The 26,192-nt window shown below is 60.5% G+C and carries 27 protein-coding genes and 1 tRNA gene; 11 read left to right on the top strand and 17 right to left on the bottom strand.

What is annotated here, in order from left to right:
* Positions 1-50: 50 nt before the first annotated feature.
* Positions 51-1,814 carry a FecR family protein gene (locus B2M20_RS09990; protein WP_244553483.1) on the top strand — a complete coding sequence of 588 codons (1,764 nt, stop codon included), beginning with the start codon at positions 51-53 and terminating at the stop codon, positions 1,812-1,814.
* 60 nt (positions 1,815-1,874) lie between these two features.
* Here the strand turns inward: B2M20_RS09990 and B2M20_RS09995 are convergent, their stop codons facing one another.
* Entirely contained in the window at positions 1,875-2,285 is a 411-nt protein-coding gene (locus B2M20_RS09995; protein ID WP_079446887.1) for an NADH:ubiquinone oxidoreductase subunit NDUFA12, read from the bottom strand.
* A gap of 337 nt (positions 2,286-2,622) precedes the next feature.
* On the opposite strand from B2M20_RS09995, the gene B2M20_RS10000 reads away from it, so the two are divergent.
* Both B2M20_RS10000 and B2M20_RS10005 read left to right on the top strand, forming a co-directional pair.
* Positions 2,623-2,904, top strand: a complete 282-nt coding sequence (locus B2M20_RS10000) for a GNAT family N-acetyltransferase (protein WP_079446888.1) — start codon at positions 2,623-2,625, stop codon at positions 2,902-2,904.
* Positions 2,905-2,929: 25 nt separating this feature from the next.
* On the top strand, positions 2,930-3,202 hold the full coding sequence (locus tag B2M20_RS10005) for a GNAT family N-acetyltransferase (protein ID WP_079446889.1): 273 nt from the start codon (positions 2,930-2,932) through the stop codon (positions 3,200-3,202).
* 106 nt (positions 3,203-3,308) lie between these two features.
* Here the strand turns inward: B2M20_RS10005 and B2M20_RS10010 are convergent, their stop codons facing one another.
* Positions 3,309-3,683, bottom strand: coding sequence for a DUF3597 domain-containing protein (locus B2M20_RS10010; protein WP_079446890.1), 375 nt, complete (start codon positions 3,681-3,683; stop codon positions 3,309-3,311).
* A 415-nt stretch (positions 3,684-4,098) separates the two neighbouring features.
* On the opposite strand from B2M20_RS10010, the gene B2M20_RS10015 reads away from it, so the two are divergent.
* From B2M20_RS10015 to B2M20_RS10025, 3 genes are all read left to right on the top strand, one after another.
* Positions 4,099-5,025 (top strand): DUF2189 domain-containing protein, encoded by a 927-nt coding sequence (locus tag B2M20_RS10015; protein ID WP_079446891.1) that lies wholly within the window; start codon positions 4,099-4,101, stop codon positions 5,023-5,025.
* A 270-nt stretch (positions 5,026-5,295) separates the two neighbouring features.
* The gene (trmFO, locus tag B2M20_RS10020) at positions 5,296-6,729 is read left to right on the top strand and encodes a methylenetetrahydrofolate--tRNA-(uracil(54)-C(5))-methyltransferase (FADH(2)-oxidizing) TrmFO (protein WP_079446892.1); all 1,434 of its coding nucleotides are present in this window, start codon (positions 5,296-5,298) and stop codon (positions 6,727-6,729) included.
* Positions 6,730-6,757: 28 nt separating this feature from the next.
* A complete protein-coding gene (locus tag B2M20_RS10025; protein WP_079447034.1) occupies positions 6,758-7,858 on the top strand; it encodes a serine/threonine protein kinase in 1,101 nt (366 codons plus the stop codon).
* Positions 7,859-7,864: 6 nt separating this feature from the next.
* On the opposite strand, the gene B2M20_RS10030 is transcribed toward B2M20_RS10025, so the two are convergent.
* From B2M20_RS10030 to yajC, 5 genes are all read right to left on the bottom strand, one after another.
* Positions 7,865-8,725 carry a phytoene/squalene synthase family protein gene (locus B2M20_RS10030; protein WP_079446893.1) on the bottom strand — a complete coding sequence of 287 codons (861 nt, stop codon included), beginning with the start codon at positions 8,723-8,725 and terminating at the stop codon, positions 7,865-7,867.
* 161 nt (positions 8,726-8,886) lie between these two features.
* Positions 8,887-9,273 carry an Mth938-like domain-containing protein gene (locus B2M20_RS10035; RefSeq protein ID WP_079446894.1) on the bottom strand — a complete coding sequence of 129 codons (387 nt, stop codon included), beginning with the start codon at positions 9,271-9,273 and terminating at the stop codon, positions 8,887-8,889.
* The gene (gene secF / locus B2M20_RS10040; protein WP_079446895.1) at positions 9,270-10,310 is read right to left on the bottom strand and encodes a protein translocase subunit SecF; all 1,041 of its coding nucleotides are present in this window, start codon (positions 10,308-10,310) and stop codon (positions 9,270-9,272) included. Before secF ends, B2M20_RS10035 begins: the two co-directional genes overlap by 4 nt.
* Before the next feature lie 16 nt (positions 10,311-10,326).
* A complete protein-coding gene (gene secD, locus B2M20_RS10045) occupies positions 10,327-11,928 on the bottom strand; it encodes a protein translocase subunit SecD (protein WP_079446896.1) in 1,602 nt (533 codons plus the stop codon).
* A 42-nt stretch (positions 11,929-11,970) separates the two neighbouring features.
* Entirely contained in the window at positions 11,971-12,372 is a 402-nt protein-coding gene (yajC, locus tag B2M20_RS10050) for a preprotein translocase subunit YajC (protein WP_079446897.1), read from the bottom strand.
* A 187-nt stretch (positions 12,373-12,559) separates the two neighbouring features.
* Here yajC and B2M20_RS10055 point away from each other — a divergent pair, with 187 nt between their 5' ends.
* Positions 12,560-13,531: an ATP-binding protein gene (locus B2M20_RS10055; RefSeq protein ID WP_079447035.1), complete on the top strand. Its 972-nt coding sequence runs from the start codon at positions 12,560-12,562 to the stop codon at positions 13,529-13,531.
* A 16-nt stretch (positions 13,532-13,547) separates the two neighbouring features.
* On the opposite strand, the gene chrA is transcribed toward B2M20_RS10055, so the two are convergent.
* The 3 genes from chrA to B2M20_RS10070 form a co-directional block, all read right to left on the bottom strand.
* Positions 13,548-14,741, bottom strand: coding sequence for a chromate efflux transporter (gene chrA, locus B2M20_RS10060; protein WP_079447036.1), 1,194 nt, complete (start codon positions 14,739-14,741; stop codon positions 13,548-13,550).
* A gap of 254 nt (positions 14,742-14,995) precedes the next feature.
* A complete protein-coding gene (locus B2M20_RS10065; protein ID WP_079446898.1) occupies positions 14,996-16,315 on the bottom strand; it encodes a M23 family metallopeptidase in 1,320 nt (439 codons plus the stop codon).
* A gap of 142 nt (positions 16,316-16,457) precedes the next feature.
* On the bottom strand, positions 16,458-17,111 hold the full coding sequence (locus B2M20_RS10070; protein ID WP_079446899.1) for a protein-L-isoaspartate(D-aspartate) O-methyltransferase: 654 nt from the start codon (positions 17,109-17,111) through the stop codon (positions 16,458-16,460).
* 224 nt (positions 17,112-17,335) lie between these two features.
* On the opposite strand from B2M20_RS10070, the gene B2M20_RS10080 reads away from it, so the two are divergent.
* On the top strand, positions 17,336-17,716 hold the full coding sequence (locus B2M20_RS10080; protein WP_079446901.1) for a response regulator: 381 nt from the start codon (positions 17,336-17,338) through the stop codon (positions 17,714-17,716).
* 80 nt (positions 17,717-17,796) lie between these two features.
* On the opposite strand, the gene surE is transcribed toward B2M20_RS10080, so the two are convergent.
* From surE to B2M20_RS10110, 6 genes are all read right to left on the bottom strand, one after another.
* On the bottom strand, positions 17,797-18,564 hold the full coding sequence (gene surE, locus B2M20_RS10085) for a 5'/3'-nucleotidase SurE (protein ID WP_079447037.1): 768 nt from the start codon (positions 18,562-18,564) through the stop codon (positions 17,797-17,799).
* 218 nt (positions 18,565-18,782) lie between these two features.
* Positions 18,783-20,282, bottom strand: coding sequence for a serine--tRNA ligase (serS, locus tag B2M20_RS10090; RefSeq protein WP_079446902.1), 1,500 nt, complete (start codon positions 20,280-20,282; stop codon positions 18,783-18,785).
* Positions 20,283-20,387: 105 nt separating this feature from the next.
* Positions 20,388-21,197 (bottom strand): twin-arginine translocase subunit TatC, encoded by an 810-nt coding sequence (tatC, locus tag B2M20_RS10095; protein WP_079446903.1) that lies wholly within the window; start codon positions 21,195-21,197, stop codon positions 20,388-20,390.
* Complete coding sequence (tatB, locus tag B2M20_RS10100) at positions 21,194-21,715, bottom strand: Sec-independent protein translocase protein TatB (RefSeq protein WP_079446904.1); 522 nt, start codon at positions 21,713-21,715, stop codon at positions 21,194-21,196. Before tatB ends, tatC begins: the two co-directional genes overlap by 4 nt.
* A gap of 200 nt (positions 21,716-21,915) precedes the next feature.
* Positions 21,916-22,128 (bottom strand): twin-arginine translocase TatA/TatE family subunit, encoded by a 213-nt coding sequence (locus B2M20_RS10105; RefSeq protein WP_079446905.1) that lies wholly within the window; start codon positions 22,126-22,128, stop codon positions 21,916-21,918.
* Between the two features lie 161 nt (positions 22,129-22,289).
* Entirely contained in the window at positions 22,290-22,955 is a 666-nt protein-coding gene (locus B2M20_RS10110; protein WP_079446906.1) for a protein-L-isoaspartate O-methyltransferase family protein, read from the bottom strand.
* Positions 22,956-23,205: 250 nt separating this feature from the next.
* Here B2M20_RS10110 and B2M20_RS10115 point away from each other — a divergent pair.
* Both B2M20_RS10115 and B2M20_RS10120 read left to right on the top strand, forming a co-directional pair.
* Positions 23,206-23,280 (top strand) — tRNA-Asn (locus tag B2M20_RS10115).
* Between the two features lie 186 nt (positions 23,281-23,466).
* Positions 23,467-24,717 carry a tyrosine-type recombinase/integrase gene (locus tag B2M20_RS10120; RefSeq protein ID WP_158081523.1) on the top strand — a complete coding sequence of 417 codons (1,251 nt, stop codon included), beginning with the start codon at positions 23,467-23,469 and terminating at the stop codon, positions 24,715-24,717.
* Between the two features lie 159 nt (positions 24,718-24,876).
* Here the strand turns inward: B2M20_RS10120 and B2M20_RS10125 are convergent, their stop codons facing one another.
* Positions 24,877-25,389 (bottom strand): hypothetical protein, encoded by a 513-nt coding sequence (locus tag B2M20_RS10125; RefSeq protein ID WP_079446908.1) that lies wholly within the window; start codon positions 25,387-25,389, stop codon positions 24,877-24,879.
* Between the two features lie 427 nt (positions 25,390-25,816).
* Here B2M20_RS10125 and B2M20_RS10130 point away from each other — a divergent pair, with 427 nt between their 5' ends.
* Positions 25,817-26,191, top strand: coding sequence for a DUF2934 domain-containing protein (locus B2M20_RS10130; RefSeq protein WP_079446909.1), 375 nt, complete (start codon positions 25,817-25,819; stop codon positions 26,189-26,191).
* Position 26,192: the final 1 nt, after the last annotated feature.

A 26,192-nucleotide genomic window follows, 5' to 3' on the forward strand; every position in this document is an offset into this window, starting at 1 on the left:
CAAGGGTATACTTGCCCCGGATTTGTCAGTTTTGAGTGTCGGGAATTGCCATGAGCCGGACGGAGGGGCTTTATATCGCGATGACGGCGGCTGCGCTGGCGCTCGGGGGCGCAACGGCGCAGGCTCAGCAGGTCGGCACTGCATCGGCAGTCAACCCCGCCGCAACCGCCAACCTGAAGACCATCGTCATCGGCCAATCGATCGCCCACAAGGAACACATCCAGACCAAGTCTAGCGGCTCGGTGCAGTTGCTGTTCCTCGACAAGACCTCGATGACCATCGGTCCGAACAGCGACCTCACAATCGATGAATACGTCTATGACCCGAAAGCCAACACCGGCAAGCTGGCGGCAACTCTCGGCAAGGGCGCGCTGCGTTTCGTAGGTGGTCAGATCAGCCACAACGGCGATGCCGAGATCAAGACCGCGTCGGCTTTGATCGGCATTCGTGGCGGCGTGATGATGACTGACGGAAAAGGCGGCATCTATTCCGGCTATGGCACAATGACCGTCACGTCCGGTGGCCGGTCCGTCGCGCTGGGCGCCGGCGAGTTCACACAGACACAAGCCGGTGCCCCCCCAACGCCGCCCGACCTACCGCCGCCAGGGTTCGTGCAGCAGCAGATCGCTATCTTCCAGAGCGCGGCCGGTCAAACGGGCGGCGTACGCGCAGGCGCGGCATCGGCGAAGAATATTGCGACGGCTGCGCAAAGAGCGACAGGATCCTCCAACGGAATGGTGACCGGATCGGGTGCTCCTCCCACGCCCGCTCCGCCCCCTATTGTCGAGCAACTCAGCGCGATTTCATCAGCTTTCACCCAGTCGATCCAGATCTCCAATCAGGCGGAGGCGGTGCAACAGATCGCACAGGATCAGCTTACGGACAAATCACCGCCGGACAATCACAACTCTCTACCGACGGACAACAACACGCCCCCGCCCAACGCCCGGCCGTCGGTGACGCTGCGCGGATATGTCGGCGGAGTGGACGTCATCAACGACAACCAGCCCACGATGAGACCGGTAAGTGGCACGTCCGAAATCACCCTCGACGCCGCCAATAATCGCGTACAGGGAAACCTGGATATCTACGCGTTCGACTCGAGAAATCCGTTCACGCAGCTTGCCGGCACAATTCACGCGCTGTTCGAGTTCGGGTCGAAAGGATCGAGCGGCCCGGCCAACAGCGCTTACGTAGACTACAACAATTTCTACGCGAATACGCCCAACAACAGTGTTGTCAACGGCGTACCGGTTAACGGCGTGATGGTGTCAGCCAACGGCGCAGCCACCAGCCAGATCGTCAACGGCGCAATTCCGAACCTGACGCCCTGTCAGTGCGAATATACGCGCTGGGGTTTCTGGTCGGTTGAATCGACGAGTACCAATCCGAACACCCAAACCCCGCGCGAAGTCCTCGTGGGCACCTGGGTCGCCGGCCGGCCAGTGGGCAGCATCAGCGACGTCCCAACGATAGGCCAAGCAACCTATACCGGACACGTCATCGCCAACGTGAATAATGCAGGCTTCGTCGCCGGAGGGTTCTCGAACACCGTTGATTTTGGAGCGCGCACCGGTGCGGTGAGCGTGACCAATCTCGACAACACCAACTATTCCGGCACCGTTAATTTTGACAACGACCCACGCAATTTCGGCGGTATGATCGCCGGTAACAACAACAATCGTAGCATGACCCTGCAAGGCAGCTTCTTCCAGGGTCCGAGCAGCCCGGTCGGCGAAATGGGTGGGCGCGTTGGGATTTCGGGAGACAACAATTATTTCGGCAGCGGCATTTTCGCGGGCACCAAGCGCTGACAGCGCTTGCTCGCAAAACCGGCTCGCATGACCGGCATCACCGCGTTGATGCCGGTTTTTCTAGTGCCCCGGTGTCCAGGGCTGGTAATCGCCGGTCGCCTTCGGACGGCGGCCGCTCGCCAGCGTCGAGCCGGACGGCCGATAGGCTGCCGGCGTCCCGGTCATGTTCGGCACATGCGGCTTCTGCCATTCGCGCGGCTGATAGTTCTCTTTGGTAGGTGGAACATCCACGATGTGATGAATCCAGCCATGCCATTCGGGCGGAATGCGGCTGGCTTCCGCAAGGCCATTGTAGATCACCCAGCGCCGCTCGAAGCCAAGCGTCGGGTCGATCTTCCCGCCGCGCGTCCGGTAATAGCAGTTACCCTGGCTGTCTTTGCCGACCAGTTCGCCAAATCGCGCGGTCCAAAGCTGCGTACCGAAGGTCTGGCTGTTCCACCAGGTAAAGAGTTTGAGGAAAAACTGCTTCATTGCCGCAAATCCGTCGCGGGAGTTTCACGGACCCTCCGCAAGGGTTCGCATTCCGACTGGTTTGATGCCATCCCGCCGAGGTCTTGTCCAGCCAACCGCGGCCAAATAGCGCGACCCGGGGTCCGCCGGCAGCACCGCAGCACCAAAGGGTCCAAATCTGCGGGTTGCACTTCGGCTGACACGCCTTTACCCAACCCTCCTCATCCAAGCGTGGTCTGGCATCATCCAAGGCGAGCAATAGCGCAGAAATGACGGGCCGCAGGTGTTCTGCGGCTGTTGACTGGCCCACTAAAACTTTGAATGTTGCCTCTCAGGCATAAAGAACAAAGGCTGTGAAATGTCCGAAGTCGTCAACAACATGGAAAAGCATCGCTACGAACTCGAAGTGGACGGGCATATCGCTGCAACCTACTATCGATTTCTGGACGGGGTTCTTGTCTTCACGCACACCAAGGTGCCGCCCGAACTCGAAGGCAAGGGCATCGGCTCAGAGCTGGTGAAGGGCGCGCTGGATCAGGTGCGCGCGGATAAATTCAGGGCTAGCGCTCAATGCCCCTTCGTGAAGGCGTGGCTCGAGAAACATCCGGACTATGCCGATCTGCTGAGGCCTAATTTGTGAGAAGGCGCGAGGCCCCGTCTCAGGCATGACCGCCGTCTACGACAACAAAGCCCTGAGCCGGTTTGAACTTGAAGCCGAAGGCGGCGTTGCTTTCGCAAAGTACCGCCTTGCGCCCGGTATGGTCGTGATCACTCACACAGAAGTGCCACGCGAACTGCGTGGCCGTGGCATCGCCTCGACGTTGGTGAAGGGCGCGCTGACGCTGATCCGGGCTGAGGGCCTCAAGGTCGCAGCCCGCTGCGAGTTCGTGGCCGCTTATCTCGACAAGCATCCGGAAGAAGCCGACCGAGTGGAATGAGGCCGCGTCTAACGCATGCGTTCGCAGCCTCATCAAAACGCACGCCTTTCTCTTATCGAGACGACGTGTCCATCAGCGGACCGTCCAGATGCGCTCTTCTATCCCATCAGTGCTTCATGTCGGGCGGCAACTTGCCACCGTTAGCTGCCAGTTGAGCCATCATCTGCTTATGCAGCCAGACGTTCATCGCCGCGGAATCGTTGGTGTCGCCCGGGTATTTCAGGTCCTTCGCCAGTTCCTTGCGAGCACTCAGGCTGGAGTCGACATCAAGCGCCTTCATCAGATCAACGATCGAGGTCCGCCATGCCAGCTTTTCCTTCTTGGCGGTGACGGCTTTGTCGAGAATGGCCGCGACATCGACGCCCTTCGATGCCGAGCCCTCCGACGAGGGCGCAGCACCGCTACCCGCCTCACCTGTCGGTGTTGCCGCTTCGGCGTGCGTGCCGAAGACGGCGCTCATGATCTTTCCAAATATGCTCATTGTGCCGCTCCCAATTGCTTCAGTCTTTGAACCAAATTCGCGGCGGAACCTCGCGTCTATTTCCGCCGGATCGCCAAAAGAGTAACCGGCTCACTGTGGCTTGCCAATGCGGACATGCTGGCAGCGCATTCGGCACCAGTTGTATTCAAACCTGCACGCTCCGCTGCAACAACAAAAACGGCAGGCAGTCGAACCAACGTGTGCCGGCATGCCGGTCACCCGGCGCAGAGTGACATCAAAATTCACTCAACCGTGAGCAACTAAAATCGCAGATCGGAATTAGAATGGTCTTACAGGTCGCGGCAAGACCAGGTTGCTTGCCCTTGCGTCTGGTCTTGATCGTGATCGTTTCCGAAGGGGCGAACTCGCGCCTTCCGGCGGCCAGAGATCGACCCGCGAAAGGGAGACAACGAACATGGCCACTTATCCTGTTGACATTACGTCACACTCGGGAATGGCCGGCGCAGACAGACCTGTGGTCCGTCACATCGGCTTACCCGACCTCCTCGATGCGTTGAGGTTGGGCTGGGAAGACTTCAAGGCGGTTCCCAGCCACGCCATCGTCCTTTGCGTTATCTATCCCATAATTGGCATTGTTTTAGCGCGAATAGCGCTTGGCTACTCGGTCCTGCCGCTCCTGTTTCCGGTCGCCGCCGGTTTTGCCCTGATTGGGCCATTTGCGGCGCTAGGACTTTATGAACTGAGCTATCGCCGCGAGCTCGGCCAAGAAGCCTCCGCCTGGCACGCGTTCGGAGTGCTACGGGCGCCGTCGTTTGGATCGATGCTTGGACTGGGCGGCTTGCTCCTGGTCATTTTCTTCGTGTGGGTGGCAGTGGCTCACGCGATCTACGTGTCCACCTTCGGTAACACTCCGGCAGCGGCAATGCCCGATTTCTTCACGCAGGTCTTCGCCACGTCCGAGGGCTGGCGCATGATCATGATCGGCGTCGGCGTCGGGTTCCTGTTCGCGGCCGTCGCGCTGTGCATCAGCATTGTGTCGTTCCCGCTAATGCTTCATCAACACGCCGACATGAGCGACGCCATGCTGACGTCAATGCGCGTGGTTGCGAAGAATCCGATCGCAGCTGCGGAATGGGGTCTGATCGTTGTTGTCCTGCTGACGCTCGGGTCGATTCCCTTCTTCCTCGGCCTCACGATCGTCATGCCGTTGCTGGGTCATGCGACGTGGCATCTCTATCGTAAAGCGATCGAGAGCCCTTTAACCTCGTCAGCACACGAGCCTCCGGAAACGGAGAAAGAAAAACGCTACGCGGCCGATTTCCCGTCCGTCTTGTTGCCCCCATACGGGCGCAAGCACCGGTTCTTCGATAGTTCGGATTGACGGAAAGACGCTCGTTCTCGCAAGGCTGTCTCGGTGTCGGGAGCTTTTGAACTGGCTCGCTGGCCAACCGAGGCAGCCGCTGCGTTCCACAGTCAGCATTCCTGGCAGACCAAGTCCGGACGTGAATACCGTCCACGCGTTGCAAGTGCCGGATCAGCATCCATTTCTGTTCCAGATCCAAGGCGGATCATACAAGGAAACGAGAGTGTCGTCGCCGCTACTCGCGCTAACGCGTTCCTTTTGGCTTGAAAACGCGCTACCCCTCGTCCCATGACACAGTTTGAATCCTCCCGCGCTACGGTCCATATCGTCGGCGCCGGCCTGGCCGGTTCGGAAGCCGCTTGGCAGGTCGCGAGTCAGGGCGTTCAAGTGATGCTGCACGAGATGCGACCGCACCGAATGACCGCGGCGCACCGGACCGACGGGCTGGCGGAGCTGGTCTGTTCAAATTCGTTCCGGTCCGATGATGCTTCCAACAACGCGGTCGGACTCTTACATGCCGAGATGCGCCAGCTAGGGTCGCTGATCATGCGCTGCGCCGATGCTAATCAGGTTCCGGCAGGCGGCGCGCTCGCAGTGGATCGCGATGGCTTTTCCGCTGCGGTCACCGAAGCCCTTGACGCCCATCCGCTGATCGAGATCGACCGTGCCGAAATCGATAGCTTGCCGCCCGCGGACTGGAGCAACGTCATCGTCGCCACGGGTCCCCTCACCTCGGCCCCTCTCGCCGCCGCGATCCGCGCATTGACCGACGAATCCGCGCTCGCCTTTTTCGACGCAATCGCGCCAATCGTTCATCGCGACTCCATCGATATGTCGAAAGCCTGGTTCCAGTCTCGTTATGACAAGGCTGGTCCGGGCGGCAGCGGCGCCGATTACATCAATTGTCCGCTGACCGAAGCGCAGTATCACGCCTTTGTGGACGCGCTGCTTGAGGGCGAGAAGGTCGACTTCAAAGACTGGGAAACCGATACCCCCTACTTCGACGGCTGCCTGCCGATCGAGATCATGGCCGAACGCGGCCGCGAAACTCTGCGCTACGGTCCGATGAAGCCGGTAGGCCTTACCAATCCGCACGATCCCACCACCAAGCCCTACGCCGTCGTCCAGCTGCGCCAGGACAACAGACTGGGCACGCTTTACAATATCGTTGGCTTTCAGACCAAACTGAAACATGGCGCGCAGACTCGCATCTTCCGTACCATTTCTGGTCTTGAAGGCGCGGAGTTTGCCCGCCTCGGCGGCTTGCATCGCAACACATTTCTGAACTCGCCGAAGCTCCTTGACACCCAGCTACGGCTGCGTGCCGAGCCGCGGCTGCGCTTTGCGGGACAAATGACCGGGTGCGAAGGTTACGTGGAATCCGCCGCTATCGGACTCATAGCCGGACTCTATGCCGCCGCGGATGCGCGGACACATACGTTTGAAGCCCCGCCGCAGACCACAGCGTTGGGTGCTCTGCTCGGCCACATCACGGGCGGCCATATCGAGACCATTGACGCGGGACCACGCTCGTTCCAGCCAATGAACATCAATTTCGGATTGTTTCCCCCGCTCGCTAGTCCACCAAACAAAAAGCCGGACGGCACTCGTTTGCGCGGCAACGAAAAGGCAATCGCAAAAAAACAGGCGATCTGCGCGCGCGCGCTGTCGGACCTCGATCGCTGGATCGCGAATGCACTTCGTCCGGCAGCAGCGGCATAGGTTCAACACGCCATCTCCAGGATCATTCATGTCACTTCCAAAGCAGGACGCAGCATTCCTGTCCACGAGCTGGACTGAAGGAGTCCTGCTGAAGCGCGACGTGTTTTCGACCGTGGAGCGCGGGCGGCTTCGGACAGCCTCCGGCGAGATCAACGCGGTGCTGCGGCGCCTTGATCAGGTGCCCTGGTGGTCGCACCTTGTGGCGAGGCATTTGTTCGAGCGGGAACGTAAGGCGCTGACACTCGCTCGCGATCTCGGCGTCGGTCCAAAACTTTTGTGGAGCGGCCGCAGCGCATTGGTACGAGACTTCATCGATGGCGTGGCGCTGCATCTCGCCAGACCCCACGGTGACCTATCCTACTTCCGATCGGCCAAGGCAGCGCTGCGCAAGTTGCATCGCGCCGGCATATGTCACAATGATCTTGCCAAGGAACAGAACTGGCTGCGCGGCAACGAAGGCAACGCCTATCTGACGGACTTCCAGCTCGCCGCGTGCTTCAAACGACGATCACGCCTGTTTCGCATCGCTGCTTACGAAGACCTGCGGCACCTTCTCAAACACAAACGCACTTATGCGCCCGACGCCCTGACGCCACGCGAGCGTAAGTTACTTGAGCGAAAGTCGGTCATTGCGCGCATTTGGCTGATGACCGGCAAAAAGGTCTACCAAGCCGTCACGCGCGGCCTGTTCAGTTTCACCGACCGCGAAGGCGGGGGCCGACGTCTTGTCAACGATGCTCCTGTGCTGGTCGCGCGCATCAGGGAAAATCCTGCGGTCCGTGATGCCGCCATTGTTGCCTTCGCGGACCGCCGCAGCGGTGTCGGACTTTACGCCTTTGTCGAGGCAGACCTGCCCGGGCTCGAAGCGCGGTTGCGTTCCACGCTCGCCGCTGCAAACGAGCCGAAACCCCCCGAGCACATCCAGGTCGTTTCGCGCCTTCCACGCGGTGCCGGCGGCAAAGTGCGTACCGAAATCCTGCAACTCATCGCAATGAATCAGATCGATCTGATTGAGCCGTTGATCACTAGTCCGGAAGATCGTGAATTCTTCCGCGACATCCTGGGTAGCCGGAAAAACCTTCGAGACCGCTTCAACTTCGAATCGACCGACCGGGCGTTGCCGTCCTGACCTCGTTCAACCGCGAAACGGCCGAGTGCGCGATGCCCGCCACATGGTCCACAAGATACGCAGCCGCGATACGGGCCGCGGCACAAAGGGATTGATGTCAGGGCCGGTGACATCGTTCAGCGCGCGACGCGCAAGCGCGAGTGGAAGATAGACACCCCGAGACTGCGGCGGCAGATTGGGCAGTAGACCCAGCGCCACCTCCAGATGCGATCGTGCTTCATCGGCCAGTTTGCCAATGGCCACGCGAAGTGAAGACGTGTCCCGGCCCGCGAACATCTGTTCCAGATCGACGCCGTGCTGCTCCAGCAACGGCAGCGGCACATACGACTGCCGCCGCGAAACGTCAAAACCGAACTTGGCGATAACCCGCGCTATACCGTCCGCGAGACCAGCGTGTCGCGCCAGATGATCCGCCTCCTCCGATCGGTGTCCGACGACGCGCGAGGCGAGCGAAAACAGCGCGCACGATGTATCGCCGAGGTATCGTTCTAACGCCGTCATGTCCGGCATCGGATCGTTGTAAAGATCGAACTGATGCGCTTCGATCAGTCGCGACAACAGCTCGACCGGCAGACCATGATCCCGGATCGCTAGCAAAAGTTCTGCCGCGACTGGATTACCTTCAACGCCCCCATGTCCAGTGCTGCTAACCATATCGATCCACCATTGCAGGCGGATTTCGCCCGGCAACGGCTGGGTGATCTGCTCTCGTACCCTGACGATCTCCACGTTGAAAGCATAGAGAGCCAGCAGAGCACGACGACACCGGAGCGGTGCGAACAAAGTCGTCGCATAGTTGTCGAAGTCATGAGTTCGCACGAGTTCCGCACAAAACGCCGCGGACGTGTTCTGCGTTGTACCGTTCATGACACCACAATCATGCGCGCTAGAGTTTTTCACCTATAGGGAGCTCATCAACATGACGCTTGCCACTATACGGCGATCACGCCGTCAGGAGCTGCCTTGATTTAGCGTTTGTCATGGAACGGCTATCAGCGCCGTCAGGCGCTGCCGATGGCGGGAGGAAATCATGGAACGGCTATCAGCGCCGCCGCGACTCTGCGCCGTTCGCCCAGCATGATGTTGTAAGTCCGGATCGCCGGTCCCGTGAGCATGGTGTCCACTCCGATGTTAACGCGGCGCAGGGCTGTGCGCAGCTCGGTGGGAACAAGCCAGACCTCTGTCCCGGTACCGATTAACAGCGTATCGATTAGAGGCGAGCCCGCAAACACACGCGCCAGCGCATGACGGTCGATGTCATCCGCGCGCGTTACGGGCCACGCCCAGACGCCGTCCGGCAGGCAAAGCAGCGATCCGCGATGCGACATGGTGTCGAAGCGAAAGCCACCGTTGCCATAAGCCTCGATGACGGCCGGCCGCGGAAGATGCGGCACGCCCGGCGGGTCGGCACTCACGGCTTTGCTGGCTTCTGCGATTTAGCCGGCTTCTCGGGTTTGGCCGGCTTCTCCTCGACATCGGCACGGCTCTCACCGACGCCAAGGTAGATCAAAATCGGAGCCGCGATAAAGATCGAGGTGTAGGTGCCGACCAGCACCACGCCGAAGGTCATCACCGCGGTGAAGCTGTGGATGGCCGGTCCGCCGAACAGCAGCAAAGCGACCAGCGCCAAGGTCACCGTGACGTGAGTGATGATCGAGCGCGAAAGCGTCGAGTTGATCGACGCGTTGAGCAGTTCGGGCATCGGCATTTTCTTATAACGCCGCAGCATTTCGCGGATCCGGTCGTAAATAACGACGGTGTCGTTGAGCGAGTAGCCGAGGATTGTCAAAAGCGCCGCGATGCTTGTGAGGTCGAAGTCGACCTGCGAAATCGACATAAAGCCGATGGTCAGCACGATGTCATGGACGTTCGCGACCATGGCTCCGAGCGCAAACTGCCACTCAAACCGGAACCAGAGATACATCAGGATGCCGAGGATCGCCAGCATCAGGCCGACCATGCCGTAGGCAAGGAGTTCGCCGGACACGCGCGGCCCGACCACCTCGACTCTGCGATAGTTGACGCTGTCGCCCAGCGCGCCGCGCACCTTCTGCACCGCAGCCTGCTGTGCGGCGTCTCCGCCCGGCTGCTCTGCGACGCGGATCAGAACTTCCGTCGGGCCGCCGAACTGTTGAAGCTGGACATCGCCGAGGCCGAGACCGTTCAGCGTCGAGCGCATCGCCGCGATGTCAACCTCGCCCGTCTTGGCTTGCACCTCGAGCAGCGTGCCGCCCTTGAAGTCGATGCCGAAATTCAAGCCATGCGTGAAGAACAACGTGATCGCGACGATCGAAAGCACGGCGGAAATCGGAAAGCTGATGCGGCGGAAGCGCGTGAAATCGAAACGCGTGTCGTCGGGAACGATCCGCAGCGAAGGCAGCAGGCCGAAGCAACTGACGATGGTCAGTACGACGATGAGGGCACCGAGCCCGATTAAGATCCATTGGGTCACAGCCGGCTCCGGGTCATCAGATCGGCACGGTTTGCGGTCGCTTCCAGCGCACCCAGGTCGCGACGATCAGCCGGGTCACCTCGAATGCAGTGAACACCGTTGTAATGATGCCGATGCCGAGCGTTACGGCGAACCCGCGCACCGGGCCGGTGCCGATATAAAACAACACGGCGGCAGCGATGAACGTCGTGATGTTGGAATCCAGAATCGTTGCCAGCGCTCGCTTGAAGCCGGCGTCGATGGCTGAAATAGCAGTACGACCGCCCCGGATTTCTTCACGGATGCGTTCGTAGATCAACACGTTGGAATCGACCGCGATGCCCACGGTCAGCACGATGCCGGCAATGCCGGGCAGCGTCAGTGTCGCGTTCAGCAACGATAGCACGCCGAAGATCATGGCGACGTTGATGGCGACGGCGATGTTGGCAAATACCCCGAACAGCCGATAAGTCAGCAGCATAAACAGGATCACCATGATCGATCCGACATAGGCGGCGAGTTCGCCCTTTTCGATCGAATCCTGTCCGAGGCCGGGTCCGACTGTGCGCTCCTCGATGATTGTCAGCGGCGCCGGCAACGCGCCGGCACGTAGCAGGATCGCAAGATCGTTGGCCTCCTGCACCGTAAAATTCCCGGAAATCTGACCGGAGCCGCCGGTGATCGGTTCGCGGATGACCGGTGCCGAAATCACCTCATTGTCGAGGATGATGGCGAACGGCTGTCCGACGTTTTCGGTTGTCGCCTGGGCGAATTTTCGCGCGCCGTTGCTGTTGAAGCGGAAAGTCACGATCGGCTCGCTGGTACGCGAATCGAATCCTGGCTGAGCATCAGTCAAATCGCCGCCGGAGACGAGCACCTGCTTCTTGATGACGTAAGGCGTCTTGGGCGCCTGCGAACTCATCAACACGTCGGAATCGGCAGGCACCCGGCCCTGCACGGCCTGATCGGGAGAAACGCTCGAATCGACCATGCGGAAGTCCATCTTGGCGGTCTTGCCGAGGATTTCCTTTAGCCGCGTCGGGTCCTGCAATCCCGGCACCTGTACCAGAATGCGGTCGGCGCCCTGACGCTGGATCAGGGGCTCAACGGTGCCGAGTTCGTTGACGCGCTTCTCGATGATCTGAATCGATTGTTCAACCGACTGGCGGATGCGGTCAGTGATAGCAGCCTGCGGCACCGTCAGGCGGATCAGCCCGCCGTCCGCGCTGCTGACTTCGAGACTACGCTGGCCGTTCGAGCCGAGCAGACCTCCAAGCGGCTGCGATAACTCACGCAACTTGCCTAGCGCGGTCTGGAATTCCTCCTCTTTGCTGATACGGACCTCGACGGCGCCATTCTTGGCGGCAAGGCCGGTATAAGCGATCCGTGCGTCGCGTAGCGCCTTGCGGGCGTCATCGCGAACCTGATCAAGCTTCTCTTTTTTGACGTAGTTGGAATCGACCTCAAGCAGCAGATATGAACCGCCCTGAAGATCGAGTCCGAGCACGATGTGGCGTTGCGCCCATTTCGGCCATGTCTTGACCTGTGCCTCGGGAAAGAAGTTAGGCACGGCGCACAGGCAGATCGCGAGAGCGGTCATGATGATCGCCAGCGCCTTCCACCGTGTAAAATACAACATCGAGATAACTCGTCAGATTCGAGGAATGATCGCCTGGACCACCTAGCTCGCCGCGGCGTCGTCCTTGGAGCCATCTCCTTTAGCGGCGCCCTTTGCCGATTCACCTTTTGTCGGCTCGCCCTTGGCCGGCTCGCCCTTGGCGCGGACAATCGAAATCATCTGCCGCATCTGCCGCACCCGGACGCCGTCCGCGATCTCGAACTCGATCTGGTCGTCATCCACCACTTTGGTGACCTTTCCGACGAGACCGCTTGACGTGATGACGGTGTCACCTCGACGGATATTTTTCACCAATTCGTTGTGCTCTTTCGCCTTCTTTTGCTGGGGCCGGATGATCAGAAAATACATAATGATGAAGATCAGCGCGAAGGGCAGCAGCGACATCAACAAGTTGTTGGTGTCGGTGGCGCCGGCGGCCTGGGCAAAGGCAGGGGTAATAAACATTCGGGCTATTCCTTGGGAGCAAACCGGCACGAGCACAGAGTCAGGCCGATCAAGGGCAAATTCGCGCGGACTATAACGGCCACGGTCCCAATTGCAACGCCACCAGACCCTTGATCGGGCCTCATTATTCCGCTGCTTGCAGGAGCCAGGTCACCTCGCTAAGGGTGTGCGCTCAGGAAAGGCAAAGATGGCAAAAAAGTCTCGGAAAACAAGCCTTCGAAAAACCCCTCTTAAGGTACCAGGAGATCACTCCGGTCGTCGGGGGGGCGCGACAAAAGGTCGGAAAGCGGCCGTTGCGTCCGATGCCGCGGACCGGATCGCCTGTGCTCTCGAAGTGATCGCCGCCGCCACGACTGCCGCCGCTGAACGGACCGACAATCACGCTGCAATGACGCGCGCCGACGCATTCGTCTGGCATCCTGACGGACGATTGATGCCGGTTTCGCGAGTCAGCCGCGTCGATCTTGGCCTGCTCAAGAGCATCGACCGAGTGCGCGACATCCTGATGGAGAACACTGTTCGCTTTGCCAAGGGCCTGCCAGCGAACAACGCCCTGCTCTGGGGAGCGCGCGGCATGGGCAAGTCGTCGCTGGTGAAGGCGGCACATGCCAGTGTCAATGCCGAAGTCGGCGGCCTGCTCAAGCTGATCGAAATTCACCGTGAGGACATCGAAAGCCTGCCCAGCCTGATGGAACTGCTTCGCTCATCTGAGTTTCGTTTCATCGTATTTTGCGACGATCTGTCGTTCGACGGCAATGACGCTTCGTACAAGTCGCTGAAGGCCGCGCTCGAGGGCGGCATCGAAGGACGCCCCGGCAACGTCATCCTGTATGCGACATCAAACCGTCGTCACCTGCTGTCGCGCGACATGATCGAGAACGAGCGATCGACCGCGATCAATCCCGGCGAGGCCGTCGAGGAAAAGGTCTCACTATCTGACCGCTTCGGCCTTTGGCTCGGCTTTCATCAATGTAGCCAGGATGACTATCTCGCGATGGTGCGCGGATATTGCTCCCACTTCGGCATCAGGCTCGACGATGCTGAACTGAAACGAGAGGCGCTGGAATGGTCGGCCACGCGCGGATCGCGTTCCGGCCGCGTTGCCTGGCAGTTCACGCAGGAGCTCGCAGGCCGGCTTGGCGTGCGGATCGCGACGTAATCGACCTGCTGCAAATTCACAGCGCCGCCAGCAGCTCCGCGCAGACGGCGCAACCGACAACGACCAGCCAGGGCGGCGTTCGCCACACGAGCAACAACACAAAGGCAACCACAGCCAGTCCGAAGTCTCCCTTGGACAGAATGCCCGAAGTCCAGACCGGATTGTAAAAGGCGGCCAGCAAAAGGCCGACGACCGCGGCGTTGATGCCGCGCAGCATCGCCCTCGTCGCGGTCCGCCGCCGCAATGCGTCCCAGAACGGCATCACGCCGATGACGAGCAGGAAGGACGGCAGGAAGATCGCAACAAGACACAGCGCAGCCGTTTTCCAGCCGCCGATCGCCGCGCCGAGATAGGCGGAAAACGTGAAAAGCGGCCCCGGCACGGCTTGCGCAGCGCCATAGCCCGCCAGGAACGCATCGTTACTCACCCATCCCGGCGGCACCACCTGCGCCTGGAGCAGCGGCAGCACCACATGTCCGCCGCCGAACACAAGCGAACCGGTGCGGAAAAAGGTATCGAAGAGCCGCAAGTCCGCATTGCCGGAGACGGCCGACACGACAGGCAATCCCACGAGCAAAATGACGAATACCGCCAGCGCGAATATCGCAATCGCCCTGTTCGTCCGCGGTGTTGCACCGAAGTGATCCGCCGGTACGGCCTCGCGCTTCAACACGGTCATGCCGGCGATCGCACCGACAACGATCGCGCCGATCTGCCCCCAGACTGAATCGATCACCAGCGCCGTGACGGCTGCCAACGCCGCGACGCTGGCGCGCTCGCGATCGGGCGTCAGCGTTCGCGCCATGCCGAGAATCGCGAGCGCCACCACTGCGACGGCGGCCACCTTAAGGCCGTGCAGCCACCCGCTGCCCAACGCGCTCCCGAACAAGGATATGCCGTAGGCGAATGTAACCAGTGCCAGAGCCGACGGCAGCGTGAACGCCGTCCACGCCGCGACCGCTCCGGCGTAACCGGCGCGCGCCAGACCGATGGCTATGCCGACCTGGCTGGATGCAGGGCCCGGCAGGAACTGGCACAGCGCGATAAGATCGGCGAAGTCCTTTTCTTCAAGCCATTTCCGCTTGATCACGAATTCATCGCGGAAGTAGCCGAGATGAGCAACGGGACCGCCGAACGCTGTCAGGCCGAGCTTCAAAAATGCCGCAAATACCTCGACCGCGCGCCGCTCCCCACGCACATGGGACGTCATGCGATAGGAGCTGCCATGAGCATTGATTCCCACAAGTTCAATGGTCCCCGGCCCGACACCCTTCGTGCGCCAAATCCGTCTCGGTTGACGTCATCCTGAACCTATACTGCCGTAAGCGTTATATTTATCCGGAATTCACGATTCGATCGCGCAAACATCGTTGCAGCGAGTATCAAAACGGAGTTGGCCGCGAAGCGGACTTCGCGGCCAACTCAGGTGTATAATAATCTAGGCTAACGGAACCGCTGAGAATCTCATGCCCCATTAAGGAAGTTCAGTGGGTCAACCGGTGTCGATCCCTTTCGGATCTCAAAGTGAAGCTGCGGCGACCCCGCTTCGCCCGACTGACCCGATTTGGCAATGACCTGTCCGCGCTTGATGGAATCTCCGCGCTTCACCAGCACGTCACTCGCATGGGCATATGCGGTCACGTAGCCGTTGGAATGCCGAACCAGAACCAGGTTGCCATAGCCCTTAAGTTCGTTGCCGGCATAAGCAACGACGCCATCCTCGGCAGCCTTTACCGGTGTGCCCTCGGGTACGGCGACGTTGATGCCGTCATTGGATTTACCGTTGGTCCGGGCGCCATAGGCCGTGATCACGCGGCCACGCACCGGCCAGCGGAATGTCGGCAAAGCGCCGGTTGCCTCTGCGTCTTTCACCGCATGTTTGACCACGGCTGCTTCGGGTGTCGCCGTCGCAACCGCGAGGTTGACCTTCTGCACCGGACCAGCGGGCGCAGCAGCCGCGTGAACTGCCGGCATAGGCGCAGGTGTAGCAAGGGGTGCAGTCGGAACGGCAACAGGCTGCGTGGACGCCACAGCAACCTTCGTCGGCACCGTGATCTTCATGCCGGTCGTCAGTTTCGCGCCCGATTGTAATCCGTTCGCGCGAGCAAGCTCTCCGACGGAAACGTGATTGCGGCGCGCGATGCTCATCAGCGTGTCGCCGCGATTGACGTAGTGGGTACCGGACGCAGCCATAGCGCCCACAGGCTTCGCGGCCGGAGCAGTTTGGGTCTCCGCCACTGACGCGCGCTTCGGAATGATCAGCCGCTGGCCAGGTTGCAACCGGCGAGGACCGTGGTAGCCGTTGGCCTTCAGGATTTCAGCAGTGGATACGCCATATCGGCGCGACAATCCTTCCAGCGTATCGCTGGTGCCGACAATGATCGGGGTGCTGCCGCTATGATTCCAGCCGTCCCGCGCTGTGACAGCACTGGCGGGCTCGATCGGGTGCACGGGAGCCGAATGCGAAACGACGCTGCGTTCATTGCCCGATGCAACCGGATAGGATTTTGGCGTCGATATCGGAGGCAGCGGTTGGGATTGGTATTGCGGGCGCGAATACTGCGGCAACTCGTTGCGTTGAATTGGAGCCACGGGAGCGGCGGGCGCCGCAGGCACCGCGCCGGTCGTGTCACGCTGCCATCCGAAATTTGATTGCTGGGGGTCGATTTGAGCGAGGCGCGAGGACATGTCCGCGCTGCATCCGGCAAAACCGATGGACACCAGCGCCAGCACCGCTACTTGCGGTACGCGACGCGAGTAAAGCAACTCGACGACACGGGACATGTTACTCACTCATACGCAACTTGATACAAATTGAGTAAACACCCCCGGCAGTAAACAAGCCTTTAACCCTGACACGCCGCGGCCTTCAAAATTAACATCGCTGGAACAATGTGTTGCGGCAGCCGCCGGACGGGGGGCCGGGTTAGAGTTCGCGGGCGATACCTGGCAGCGCCGGCACGAAGCGGACGTCGATCAGCTCCTTGCGGATAATTCCGGCGGCGGCACGTCGCAGGAGGATCAGTGTCTGCCGTCCGTTCTGCGGACCGACAGGTGCTATCAAAAGCCCCTCCGGCTCAAGCCGGGTCGTCAGCGCCTCTGGAATCTGCTCCATTGCCGCAGTCACCATGATGCGGTCGAACTGCCCTGCTCCGGCAGGAATGTCGAAGCCATCCCCCAGCAGAACTTCTATATTATCGTAACCGAGTTGCTCCAGCCGGACACGGGCGCGATCCGCGAGCACCCGATATCGTTCGATAGTCACGACCTCGCGGCAAAGGCGCGACAGGATAGCGGTCTGATAGCCTGAGCCGGTGCCGATCTCCAGCACCCGGTCATCGTCACGTAATTCCAGCCGCTCGGTCATGTAGGCGACAACGAAAGGCTGGCTGATGGTTTGCCCGCAGGCGATGCCGAGCGCGGTATCGCACCAGGCATCCTCGCGATCGTCCTGTTCGACGAAAGCATCGCGCGGGACGTTATCCATCGCGCGAAGCACGCGCTGATCGCTAATACCGCGTCGCCGCAGGTTTAGCTGAAACATCATCTTTTCGGGCGGCAAACGATCCGCGGGGGGCATGGGCGAACTCTCAAGCGCTGGCGCTTCGCCGAACGATTACCACGATAAGTTGACGCAATCTGCGCAGATCACCCGCCGGGTCAATCCGGCGGGACAAGTATTTGTTCCGGCGGAAACAGCCCGCGACGGCTCAGGCCGTCCTGCCCGGGCGCGACAACGGCACGGATTGCGTTCGTCCGCATAATTTGCGACCCTGCGTTGGCCGAAAGATCGAGATTTCTACCATGGTATCAACAAGGCCGCCCGGCGGCTCGGTATTCCTCGTCGAAGACGAGGTGATGATCCGTATGATGGTTGCGGATATGCTGGAGGAACTCGGCTATAGCATCGCCGCCGAAGCGGGCGACATCGAGCAAGCTCTGGAGCTCGCGCATACCACAAACTTCGACGTCGCGATTCTCGACGTCAACGTCAACGGGAAGCTGATTTCGCCCGTGGCCGAGGTTATCGCGGGCCGCAACCGGCCCTTCATCTTCGCAACGGGCTATGGCACGCAAGGGCTTCCGCCCGAATATCGCAACCGTCCATCCTTGCAGAAACCCTTCCAGATGGATGGTCTTGCCGCCGTGATCCAGCGCACGCTCAAGGGCAGCGCCGCGGCCTGAGCCAGCCGAACAAGGCGGCGAATGGCCGCTTTGAAGTCGGGCGTCTTTATCTTCTGCAAGCGACAAGACACCAAGCAAGTCTACTTGAAGCGCGCCTTCAGGATTTCGCCGAATGCATCGTCGGTGCGGTCCAACCGCAGCGGCGTCACCGAAACGCATTGCGCCGCGATCGCCGCGAGATCGGTGCCCGACGCGGGCGTATCCACGGCGTCGGCCTTCTCGAATCCGATCCAGAAGTACGGATTGCCGCGGCCGTCGCGCCGTTCATGGATCTTGAGAAAACCGAGATTGCGCTTCCCCATCCGCGTCACCAGCACCCCAGCCACCTCCTCCGGCGCGCAGGCCGGAAAATTGACGTTGACCACCGTGTTCTTCGGGATGCCGATATCGATCACCTTGCGGAGGATCTGCGGCGCGAACGTAAGCGCGGTTTCCCACACCGGCCTGTCGCCGGTCTCCAGGCTGAACTCCTGCGACAGCGCGAAAGACGGCAGCCCAAGCATCGTGCCCTCCAGCGCTCCCGCGATGGTGCCGGAATACACCACGTCCTCGGCGAGGTTGCGGCCGCGATTGACGCCGGACAGCACGAGATCCGGCCCTTTGTCGCCGAGAATGTGCCGCGATCCCATGATCACGCAATCGGTCGGCGTGCCCTTCACCGCGAAATGGCGAGGTCCGAGTTCGCGCAGCCGCAGCGGATCGTTGAGCGTCAGCGAATGCGAGACGCCGGACTGATCGTGCTCGGGTGCGACCACCCAGACATCGTCGGACAGCTCCTTTGCGATCTGCTCGATGATCTCGAGGCCCGGCGCGTGGATGCCATCATCATTGGTACAGAGAATCCGCATTCGTGAGAGTGCCTCTTTCGGCCGCCGCGAGAGCGTTTTCGAGCGAAGTGGATAGCGGTTCGCGTGAAGAAAACGCGCCAAATCAAAACCATAGAGCCCCGCTTCTGTTCTATCAGAAGCGGAAAGGCTCTAGCCGTTCGGGGACATCTCATATCCGGCCCGGCCGAGGCTGGCAAACTCGCCGTCCCGGCAAATCCGAGAGCCAAAGGTCCCGCTCACTACATGCCTTTAGCAATCACCTTCAGGCCGCCCATGTAAGGCTGCAAGACATCGGGCACGGCGATGGAGCCATCGGCCTGCTGATAGGTTTCCATTACCGCGATCAGCGCGCGGCCGACGGCGGTGCCTGAGCCGTTGAGCGTATGCACGAAGCGCGGCTTGCCGTCGCTTGCGCGATAACGCGCGTCCATGCGCCGCGCCTGGAAATCGCCGCACACCGAACAGGACGAAATCTCGCGATAGGCGCCGCCCTCCCCCTGCCCCGGCATCCACACCTCAATGTCGTAGGTCTTCTGCGAAGCGAATCCCATGTCGCCGGTGCACAACGTCATCACGCGGTAGTGCAGATCGAGCCGCCGCAGCACTTCTTCCGCGCATGACAACATCCGCTCGTGTTCGTCCTTCGATACCTCGGGCGTGGTAATCGACACCAGCTCCACCTTGGTGAACTGATGCTGGCGGATCATGCCGCGCGTATCGCGCCCCGCCGCGCCCGCTTCCGCGCGGAAGCATGGCGTCAATGCGGTGAAGCGCAGCGGCAGTTCTTTTTCATCGAGAATGGAGTCGCGGACGAGGTTTGTGAGTGAGACCTCTGCGGTGGGGATGAGCCAATGCGTCGAACGATCCGAAATCCATCTATCGAGAACTTCAGCCTGATACTCTGGAAAATGAGCGGCTAGGATTTCTGACATCCTCTCGGCAACCGTTTCGATTGATGCACTTTCCCCAAGGCTCCGTTCGACTTCAGTTGCCAAGCGAGGAAGCTCCTCTATCGTACCCTTTATAGCTTGCTCAGCCAAGGCGCTGACGGCTTCAGCCAAATCACCGGCAGTTGTCAAAAACTGATCCTCTCGAAACTTCGGCAATTGCGCCGTGCCGAACATCGCAGCGTCACGTACCAGCAGCGGCGGGTTGACCTCGGTGTAACCGTGCTCGCCGGTGTGGACGTCGAGGAAGAATTGTCCGATGGCGCGTTCGAGCCGCGCCAGTCCCCGCTTCAGCACCACGAAGCGCGAGCCCGACAGTTTCGCCGCCGCCTCGAAATCCATGTCGCCGAGCGCGCCGCCGAGGTCGTCGTGCGGTTTCGGCGTAAACGCATAGTCGCGTTTTTTTCCGAAGATGTGATGCTGCACGTTGCCGTGCTCGTCCGTGCCGTCGGGCACCTCGTCGAGCGGAAGGTTCGGAATTTGCGCAAGCTCCTTGCGGAGCTCCTCATCCGCCGCCTTCGCCGCCGCTTCCATCTGCGGCATGTTGGTCTTGAGTTCGGCGACCTCCGCCATCAGCTTCGCGGCACGCGCGTCGTCCTTGGCCTTCTTGGCCTCGCCGATTTCCTTCGAAGCCGCGTTGCGGCGCGCCTGCGCCTGCTCCGACTCCAGAATTGCCGCGCGGCGTTTTTCATCGATCGCGAGCAGCGACGACGACAGCGGCTCAAGCCCTCGCCGCTTCAGCGCGGCGTCGAACGCTTGCGGGTTGTCGCGGATCGCTTTGATGTCGTGCATGGAAGATCGGCCCCGGAAAGAAAGCGGTTGAAGTCCACGAAGGTCTTTGCCCGCGAAAACGGGCATTCAGTAGCCTGAACGGCTGCGATTGGAAACAGTGGCGCTCTACTCCGCCGGGTTTTCCGCTGGCGGCGAGGTGGCGGCGGAGGCAGACGGCTTAGCCGCTTTCTTCTCCACGACAGCCACGGCGAGAATCGAGCCTTCGTAAAGCAGGAGCAGCGGCAGCGCCAAGGACATCTGGCTCAGAACATCTGGCGGCGTCAGCACCGCCGCGATGACAAACGCGCCGACGATGAAATAGCGACGCTTGGCGCGCAGCATTTTCGCTGTGACGACGCCGATCCGCCCCAGAAGAGTCAGGATCACAGGCAACTGGAAGGCAATGCCGAAGGCGAAGATCAACGACATCGTCAGCGACAGGAACTCGCCGACCTTGGGCAGCAACTGGATTTCCGCGGTTTCGGGACCAGCCATCTGCTGCATCCCGAGCGAGAACCGTACCAGCATCGGCAGCACCGCGAAATACACCACCGTCGCGCCCAACACGAAGAAGGCCGGGGTCGCAATCAGGTAAGGCAGGAAAGCGTTGCGCTCATGTTTGTAGAGTCCGGGCGCCACGAATTTGTAGATCTGCGTCGCCACGACCGGAAACGAAATGAAGGCGGCGCCAAACAGCGCGAGCTTGAGCTGGGTGATGAAGTATTCGAGCAGCGCGGTGTAGATGAATTTCGAATTCTCCGGCCCCGCGACCCAGACAAACGGCCATATCAGGATGTTGTAAATCTGCCTGGCGAAGAAGAAGCAGGCAATAAATGCCACGCCGAAGCCGACCAGCGCCTTGATCAACCGCGAGCGCAGTTCGATCAGATGATCCATCAGGGGGGCCTTGCTGGCCTCGATGTCTTCGTCGCTCATGACGCTTTGGCGTCCCTGATCGTCTCGCCCCTGCCCGCCTCATGCGGCGTTTCTGACGCAGCCGCAGGCGGTTCAACGGGAGCATCCTGAACCTCCGGCGTGATCACCAGCGGCCCGGATGCGCTCGCCTCGGCGTCGGCTTGCATCAAAGTCTCAGGACCCCCCGCTTCCGGCGGCGCCGACCCGCTCACGGAAGCGGAGTTGGCGGGTGCGGATGGCTTGTCGAGGTCCTCGAGTCTGGGCGGCTCGCCGAGCGAGTCGGTTAGCCGGGTCATCAGGTTGCCGCGGGTCAGACCGCTGGTCGCGTCGCGCACCTCGTCGAAGGATTTTTTCAGGTCGGCCATTTCGGCCTCACGCATGGCCTCGTTGAATTGACCCTGAAATTCAGCCGCCATCCTGCGCGCCTTGCCCATCCACTGGCCGATCGTGCGCAGCACGCCAGGCAGCTCTTTGGGGCCGATGGCAATCAGCGCGACGACCGCAATGACGAGCAGTTCACTCCACCCGATGTCGAACATGAAACTTTCCGCTTACGCGAGGCTTGCGTCGGTTTCCGCACCGCAGCCGACGTCCCGTCTTGTCAGATCTTGCTTTAAGCCGGCACAGGGATCGACGTGTTTCGATAGTACCGCATCCCTGGTTGTCGCGCCTCGATTATGTATCACTGCGGATAAACGGCCTCGCGCGGAGCCTGCGTTAGATGACCTTGCTGCCGGTGTTACCGTGCCGCACCGGACCCATCCGCATTATGATCGATCGTCTTCACGGGTTCGGGCTTTTCCGCAGTATTCTCATCATCCTTCATGCCCTTTTTGAAGGCCTTGATGCCCTGCGCGACGTCACCCATCAGGTCGGAAATCTTGCCGCGGCCGAACAGCAGCAGGATCACCGCGACCACCACGATCCAGTGCCAGATGCTCAGTGAACCCATCTGCAACCCTCCAAGTCGGCGGCCGGCGTTTGGCCGAAGCTATGCGGAACGTATGCCCGAGGGTTGGCAAAAACAAGGATTCCAGGTCCGGCGGGCATCAATAAGAACCCGATAACCCTATGACTTTTGACCGGACCGCGCGCGACGCCGGAACTGCTTCGTTAAAATACAAAGGCTGGTGGTTGTTCGAGGCCCGGCAGGACCGGAACCGACGCATCGAAGAGAGCCCTGCGTCCGAAATCGGAATGCGAGTGGGTAACGATGACCGCCCGAGGTGCGCCACTCATGGCAAACACGCCAACCAGGCGACCCTCGCCAGCGAGCTGTCCGTAAAGCGTATCTGGGGCAATCTCGGTCGCACCCTCCAAAATGATGACGTCGTAAGGTGCGTGGGCGGGCGCTCCTTTGCACGCCGCCGCCGTAACGATGGTCACGTGACCGAGTCCGAGGCTTGCAAGAATGTCCGAGGCCTTCGCCGCCAGCGCCGGGTCGCTCTCGGTCGCCGTCACTCGATCCGCGAGCTTCGCCGCCAACGCGGCGGTATAGCCGGTGGCACAGCCCACCACGAGGACGTTGTCGGTGCTTTTGATCTCAGCTGCCTGGATCATTTTGGCGACGACCATGGGCTTGATCAGATACCGCTTCGGCGCCCCCCTTTCGCTGACGTCCAGATCGAGATCCAGGTAAGCCAGCGCGCGGCGATCCTCGGGAACGAAAATCTCCCGCGGAAGCGCCATCATCGCGTCGATAACCCGCGGATCGGTGACGTCGCTGGTCCGCACCTGACCGTCAACCATTTTTCCGCGAGCGGTCGAAAAATCAGACATCGGCGATCCTTAACCCGTGCCAAAGTTCTCGGAGGACTAAGACACCCCCATGGTCGATGCAAGCCCTTGCTAAGCATGCCTGATTTGCCGTCGCATTTTGTCGCAGCGTTTTCCATCGGTCGCAGGAAATGCACGATCCTCGCCGGATTCACCTTACCTTTGTCCAGAGGCGCCGGATTGCCCTTTTCTGCTTTGCAAGCGTTGGGGGCTTTGTTATAGGCTGCCTTCTTGCGAAGGATGCTTCGCGTGTTCCCTGGTAGCTCAGTGGTAGAGCATTCGACTGTTAATCGAATGGTCGCTGGTTCGAATCCAGCCCGGGGAGCCACTCGCCTGTTCTCTTTTGTTCACAGGCGTCCATCTAAGTCTCAAATCTCTTGATCTTTCAGCATCATAATTAGATTCTGTGTCCACGGCAGTTCACTGCCGTCCAGAGGCAGCCAGCATTTTTGTTGGTAACTCTGTTGGTATATCCAGAACAAACGGACCACGAACACTGCGCGGGAGAAGAACCGTGGCGTTGACCAATACCGCCATCCAAAACCTCAAGCCGAAAAGCAAGCCGTATAAGGTCAGCGATGGTGGCGGGCTGTTTCTTCTCGTAACGACTAAAGGATCGCGCCTCTGGCGATTCGCCTACCGCTTTGGAGGTAAGCAAAAGACGATCTCTTTCGGCTCGTACCCAGACGTGAAACTCGCAGCGGCTCGCGATCAACGCGACGCCGCGCGCGGCCTCCTCCGTCAGGAAATTGATCCGTCGCAGGCGCGTAAGGACGAAGAACGAAAGCGCCAGTCCGCCCGCTCCTTCCGGGAAGTCGCTGAGGAGTGGTGGGAAGCGAAAGGTAAGTTCGGCAAGAACGCCGCTATAAAGGGCTCTCGTACTCAAACGCGCGATAAGAAGCTATTGACAAATCTTTATCGGGCCATCGGCGAGCGATCCATCTCCGAGATCAACACCGCTGAGCTGCACCATGGACTCGCCAAACTCGCAAACCGTGGCCTTGGCGATACAGTCGCTCGTTGCCGCGCTGCAGCATCGCGCGTATTCCGATATGGAATGGCGACCGGAAAGTGCGCCACGGATCCTGCACACGCCCTCACGGGAGCGTTCACTTCCCCAAAAGTTAAGCACCGTCCCGGTCTGACAGAGCCGAGCGCTGTGGGCGAACTCATGCGCAACGTGGCGGCCTATCGCCAAAACTTCGGTGGGGACGCGATCACTCAGCTCGCTCTGCAATTTCTCGCGATCACGCTTGTCCGACCGGGTGAGGTACGTCGTGCGGAATGGACTGAGTTCGACCTGGAGAACGGGAAATGGTCGATCTCGGCCGATAAGATGAAGATGCGCAAGAGCCACGAAGTGCCGTTGTCGCGTCAGGCTATTGCGATCCTCAGAGAACCCGCAATTACTTGCAATCCTCGATATGTTTTCGCCGTTGTCCGCCCCCTTTCGGACAACACATTCAACAAAGCATTGCGGACGATGGGTTATAGTACGCTTAACGAACATTGCGCCCATGGCTTCCGAACGACTGCTTCGACGCTCCTGAATGGAGAGAGACGCTCAAACGGCGACCCTGCGTGGCATCCCGATGTCGTCGAGCTCTCGCTTGCCCATACCGACGCTGACGAGGTACGCGCTATCTATAATCGTGCGAAGCTCTGGCCTGAGCGCGTCCTACTTATGCAGCACTGGGCTGACCGACTCGATGAGCTTCGAGGCGATGGCAGTATTCTATCCCTGAAGCGGGTCACGACAGCCTAATCGCCACGACTTACTTCAGATTGTCGAGAAATTCGGAGGGTGAGTAGTCAGCATCCCGGATCGCCGAGGGGCGCCATGCCTTCGAACCAGCTTCGCGCCCGGATGAGTCGGGCTACAGCCCGAATTGCGTTGCACGGCCTTCGTAACCGGACCGGCGGGTTATGCCGCCAGCTGCAGCGCCAGATGGAACGTAATCAGGGCCCTCCAGCGCGCCGGGAAGCCGGCGGAACAGCTGCTTGAGCGGATGCTGGCGAATGTCGACGGCATGTGGCGGAGCGCGACCGCCAGCGCAGGGAGCAGCTGGTCAAGTATCCCGGCAAGGACAAGTTCATCAGAGGCGCCATAGAGCGGCGCATCCGGTGAGTGTCTGCGGGATAGACGCCCTTTGAGCCCGCGCTGCGGGGCGCTCTCCGGCGTCACCGCGCGGTGGGGGCTTTGATCCTTGAACGGAATGCTGCCCGCGCTTTCGCCCTTCCTCTGACGGAAAGGAGGAGAGTGATGCAAATGCGCCGCTTGAAACAGGCTCTCTCGATACCCATCGTATTTTCGGATAAGACCGTGCAGCCGGACGACGAGGCCGCAGGCCGCAGCAAGGCTGTATGAAGATCGACCCGCGCGTGCTGAGGTGGGTGTCGTCGCCGGAATTGCAGCCTCCGAATTAGCAGCGGCCATCGCGGGTTGCCCGTCCGCTTTGAAACCAAAATTTCGGCGCGGCGTTGGCCGGCATGTTCCGCTATTTCATGCTCGCTATCATGATCGGCATGATCGCGCTCATCGCGCTGCTGCTGAACTTGCCGTCCTTGTTTCAAACTATGGACTCGCCTGGTAAGCGGCTTCGCCGGGAACGCTTGCGGCGCCGGTGCGGCTCGCGGATGGGAACGAGGCTATTTCGAAAATAGTTGTTCCGCCAGGGCCGCTGATCTGGTTGCGGCCCCGCACGGATCCTGCGCTCATCCCCGCACGAGTGTCGCGGACCGTGCGCTATTAGGTTTTTCGAAGAGAAGATCGATCACAGCCCTTCAGGAACTAAGCCCTCTTGCCCGCTGGTTTAACCAGACCGGCGCAGCAGTGCCGGCCCATCGAATGTCGGGCCACTACCATGCAAAATGAGATCGAAGAAGTCGTGAAGGATACCGCAGCGGTCGGGCTATCGGCCGCCGTACTTGAATTGGAGATGGGAACGGAGCTTGCGCGCAGAGCCTTAGCCGAGTTGTCCCGCGCAGACCCCACTGCCTCGCCCTCCACAACGCCACCAAGCGCGTACGCGGCACCGTCCGCAACCCGAGCATCCTCAGCGCCCGCACTGGCTGAAAAGGTTATCAACGTCTGGGAGCAGGCCGGCTGCCCCGAAGGCAGGGACAAGGAGTTTTACTTCCAGGCCGAGCAGGAATTGCGGGACGAAGCGATGCGTGCCCTGCCCGCTGACGCGATGATTAAGAGGCGCCACGGAGATAACTCCCGGTATTCGCCTTAAG

The sequence above is a fragment of the Nitrobacter vulgaris genome, assembly GCF_002028545.1.
GTDB lineage: Bacteria > Pseudomonadota > Alphaproteobacteria > Rhizobiales > Xanthobacteraceae > Nitrobacter > Nitrobacter vulgaris.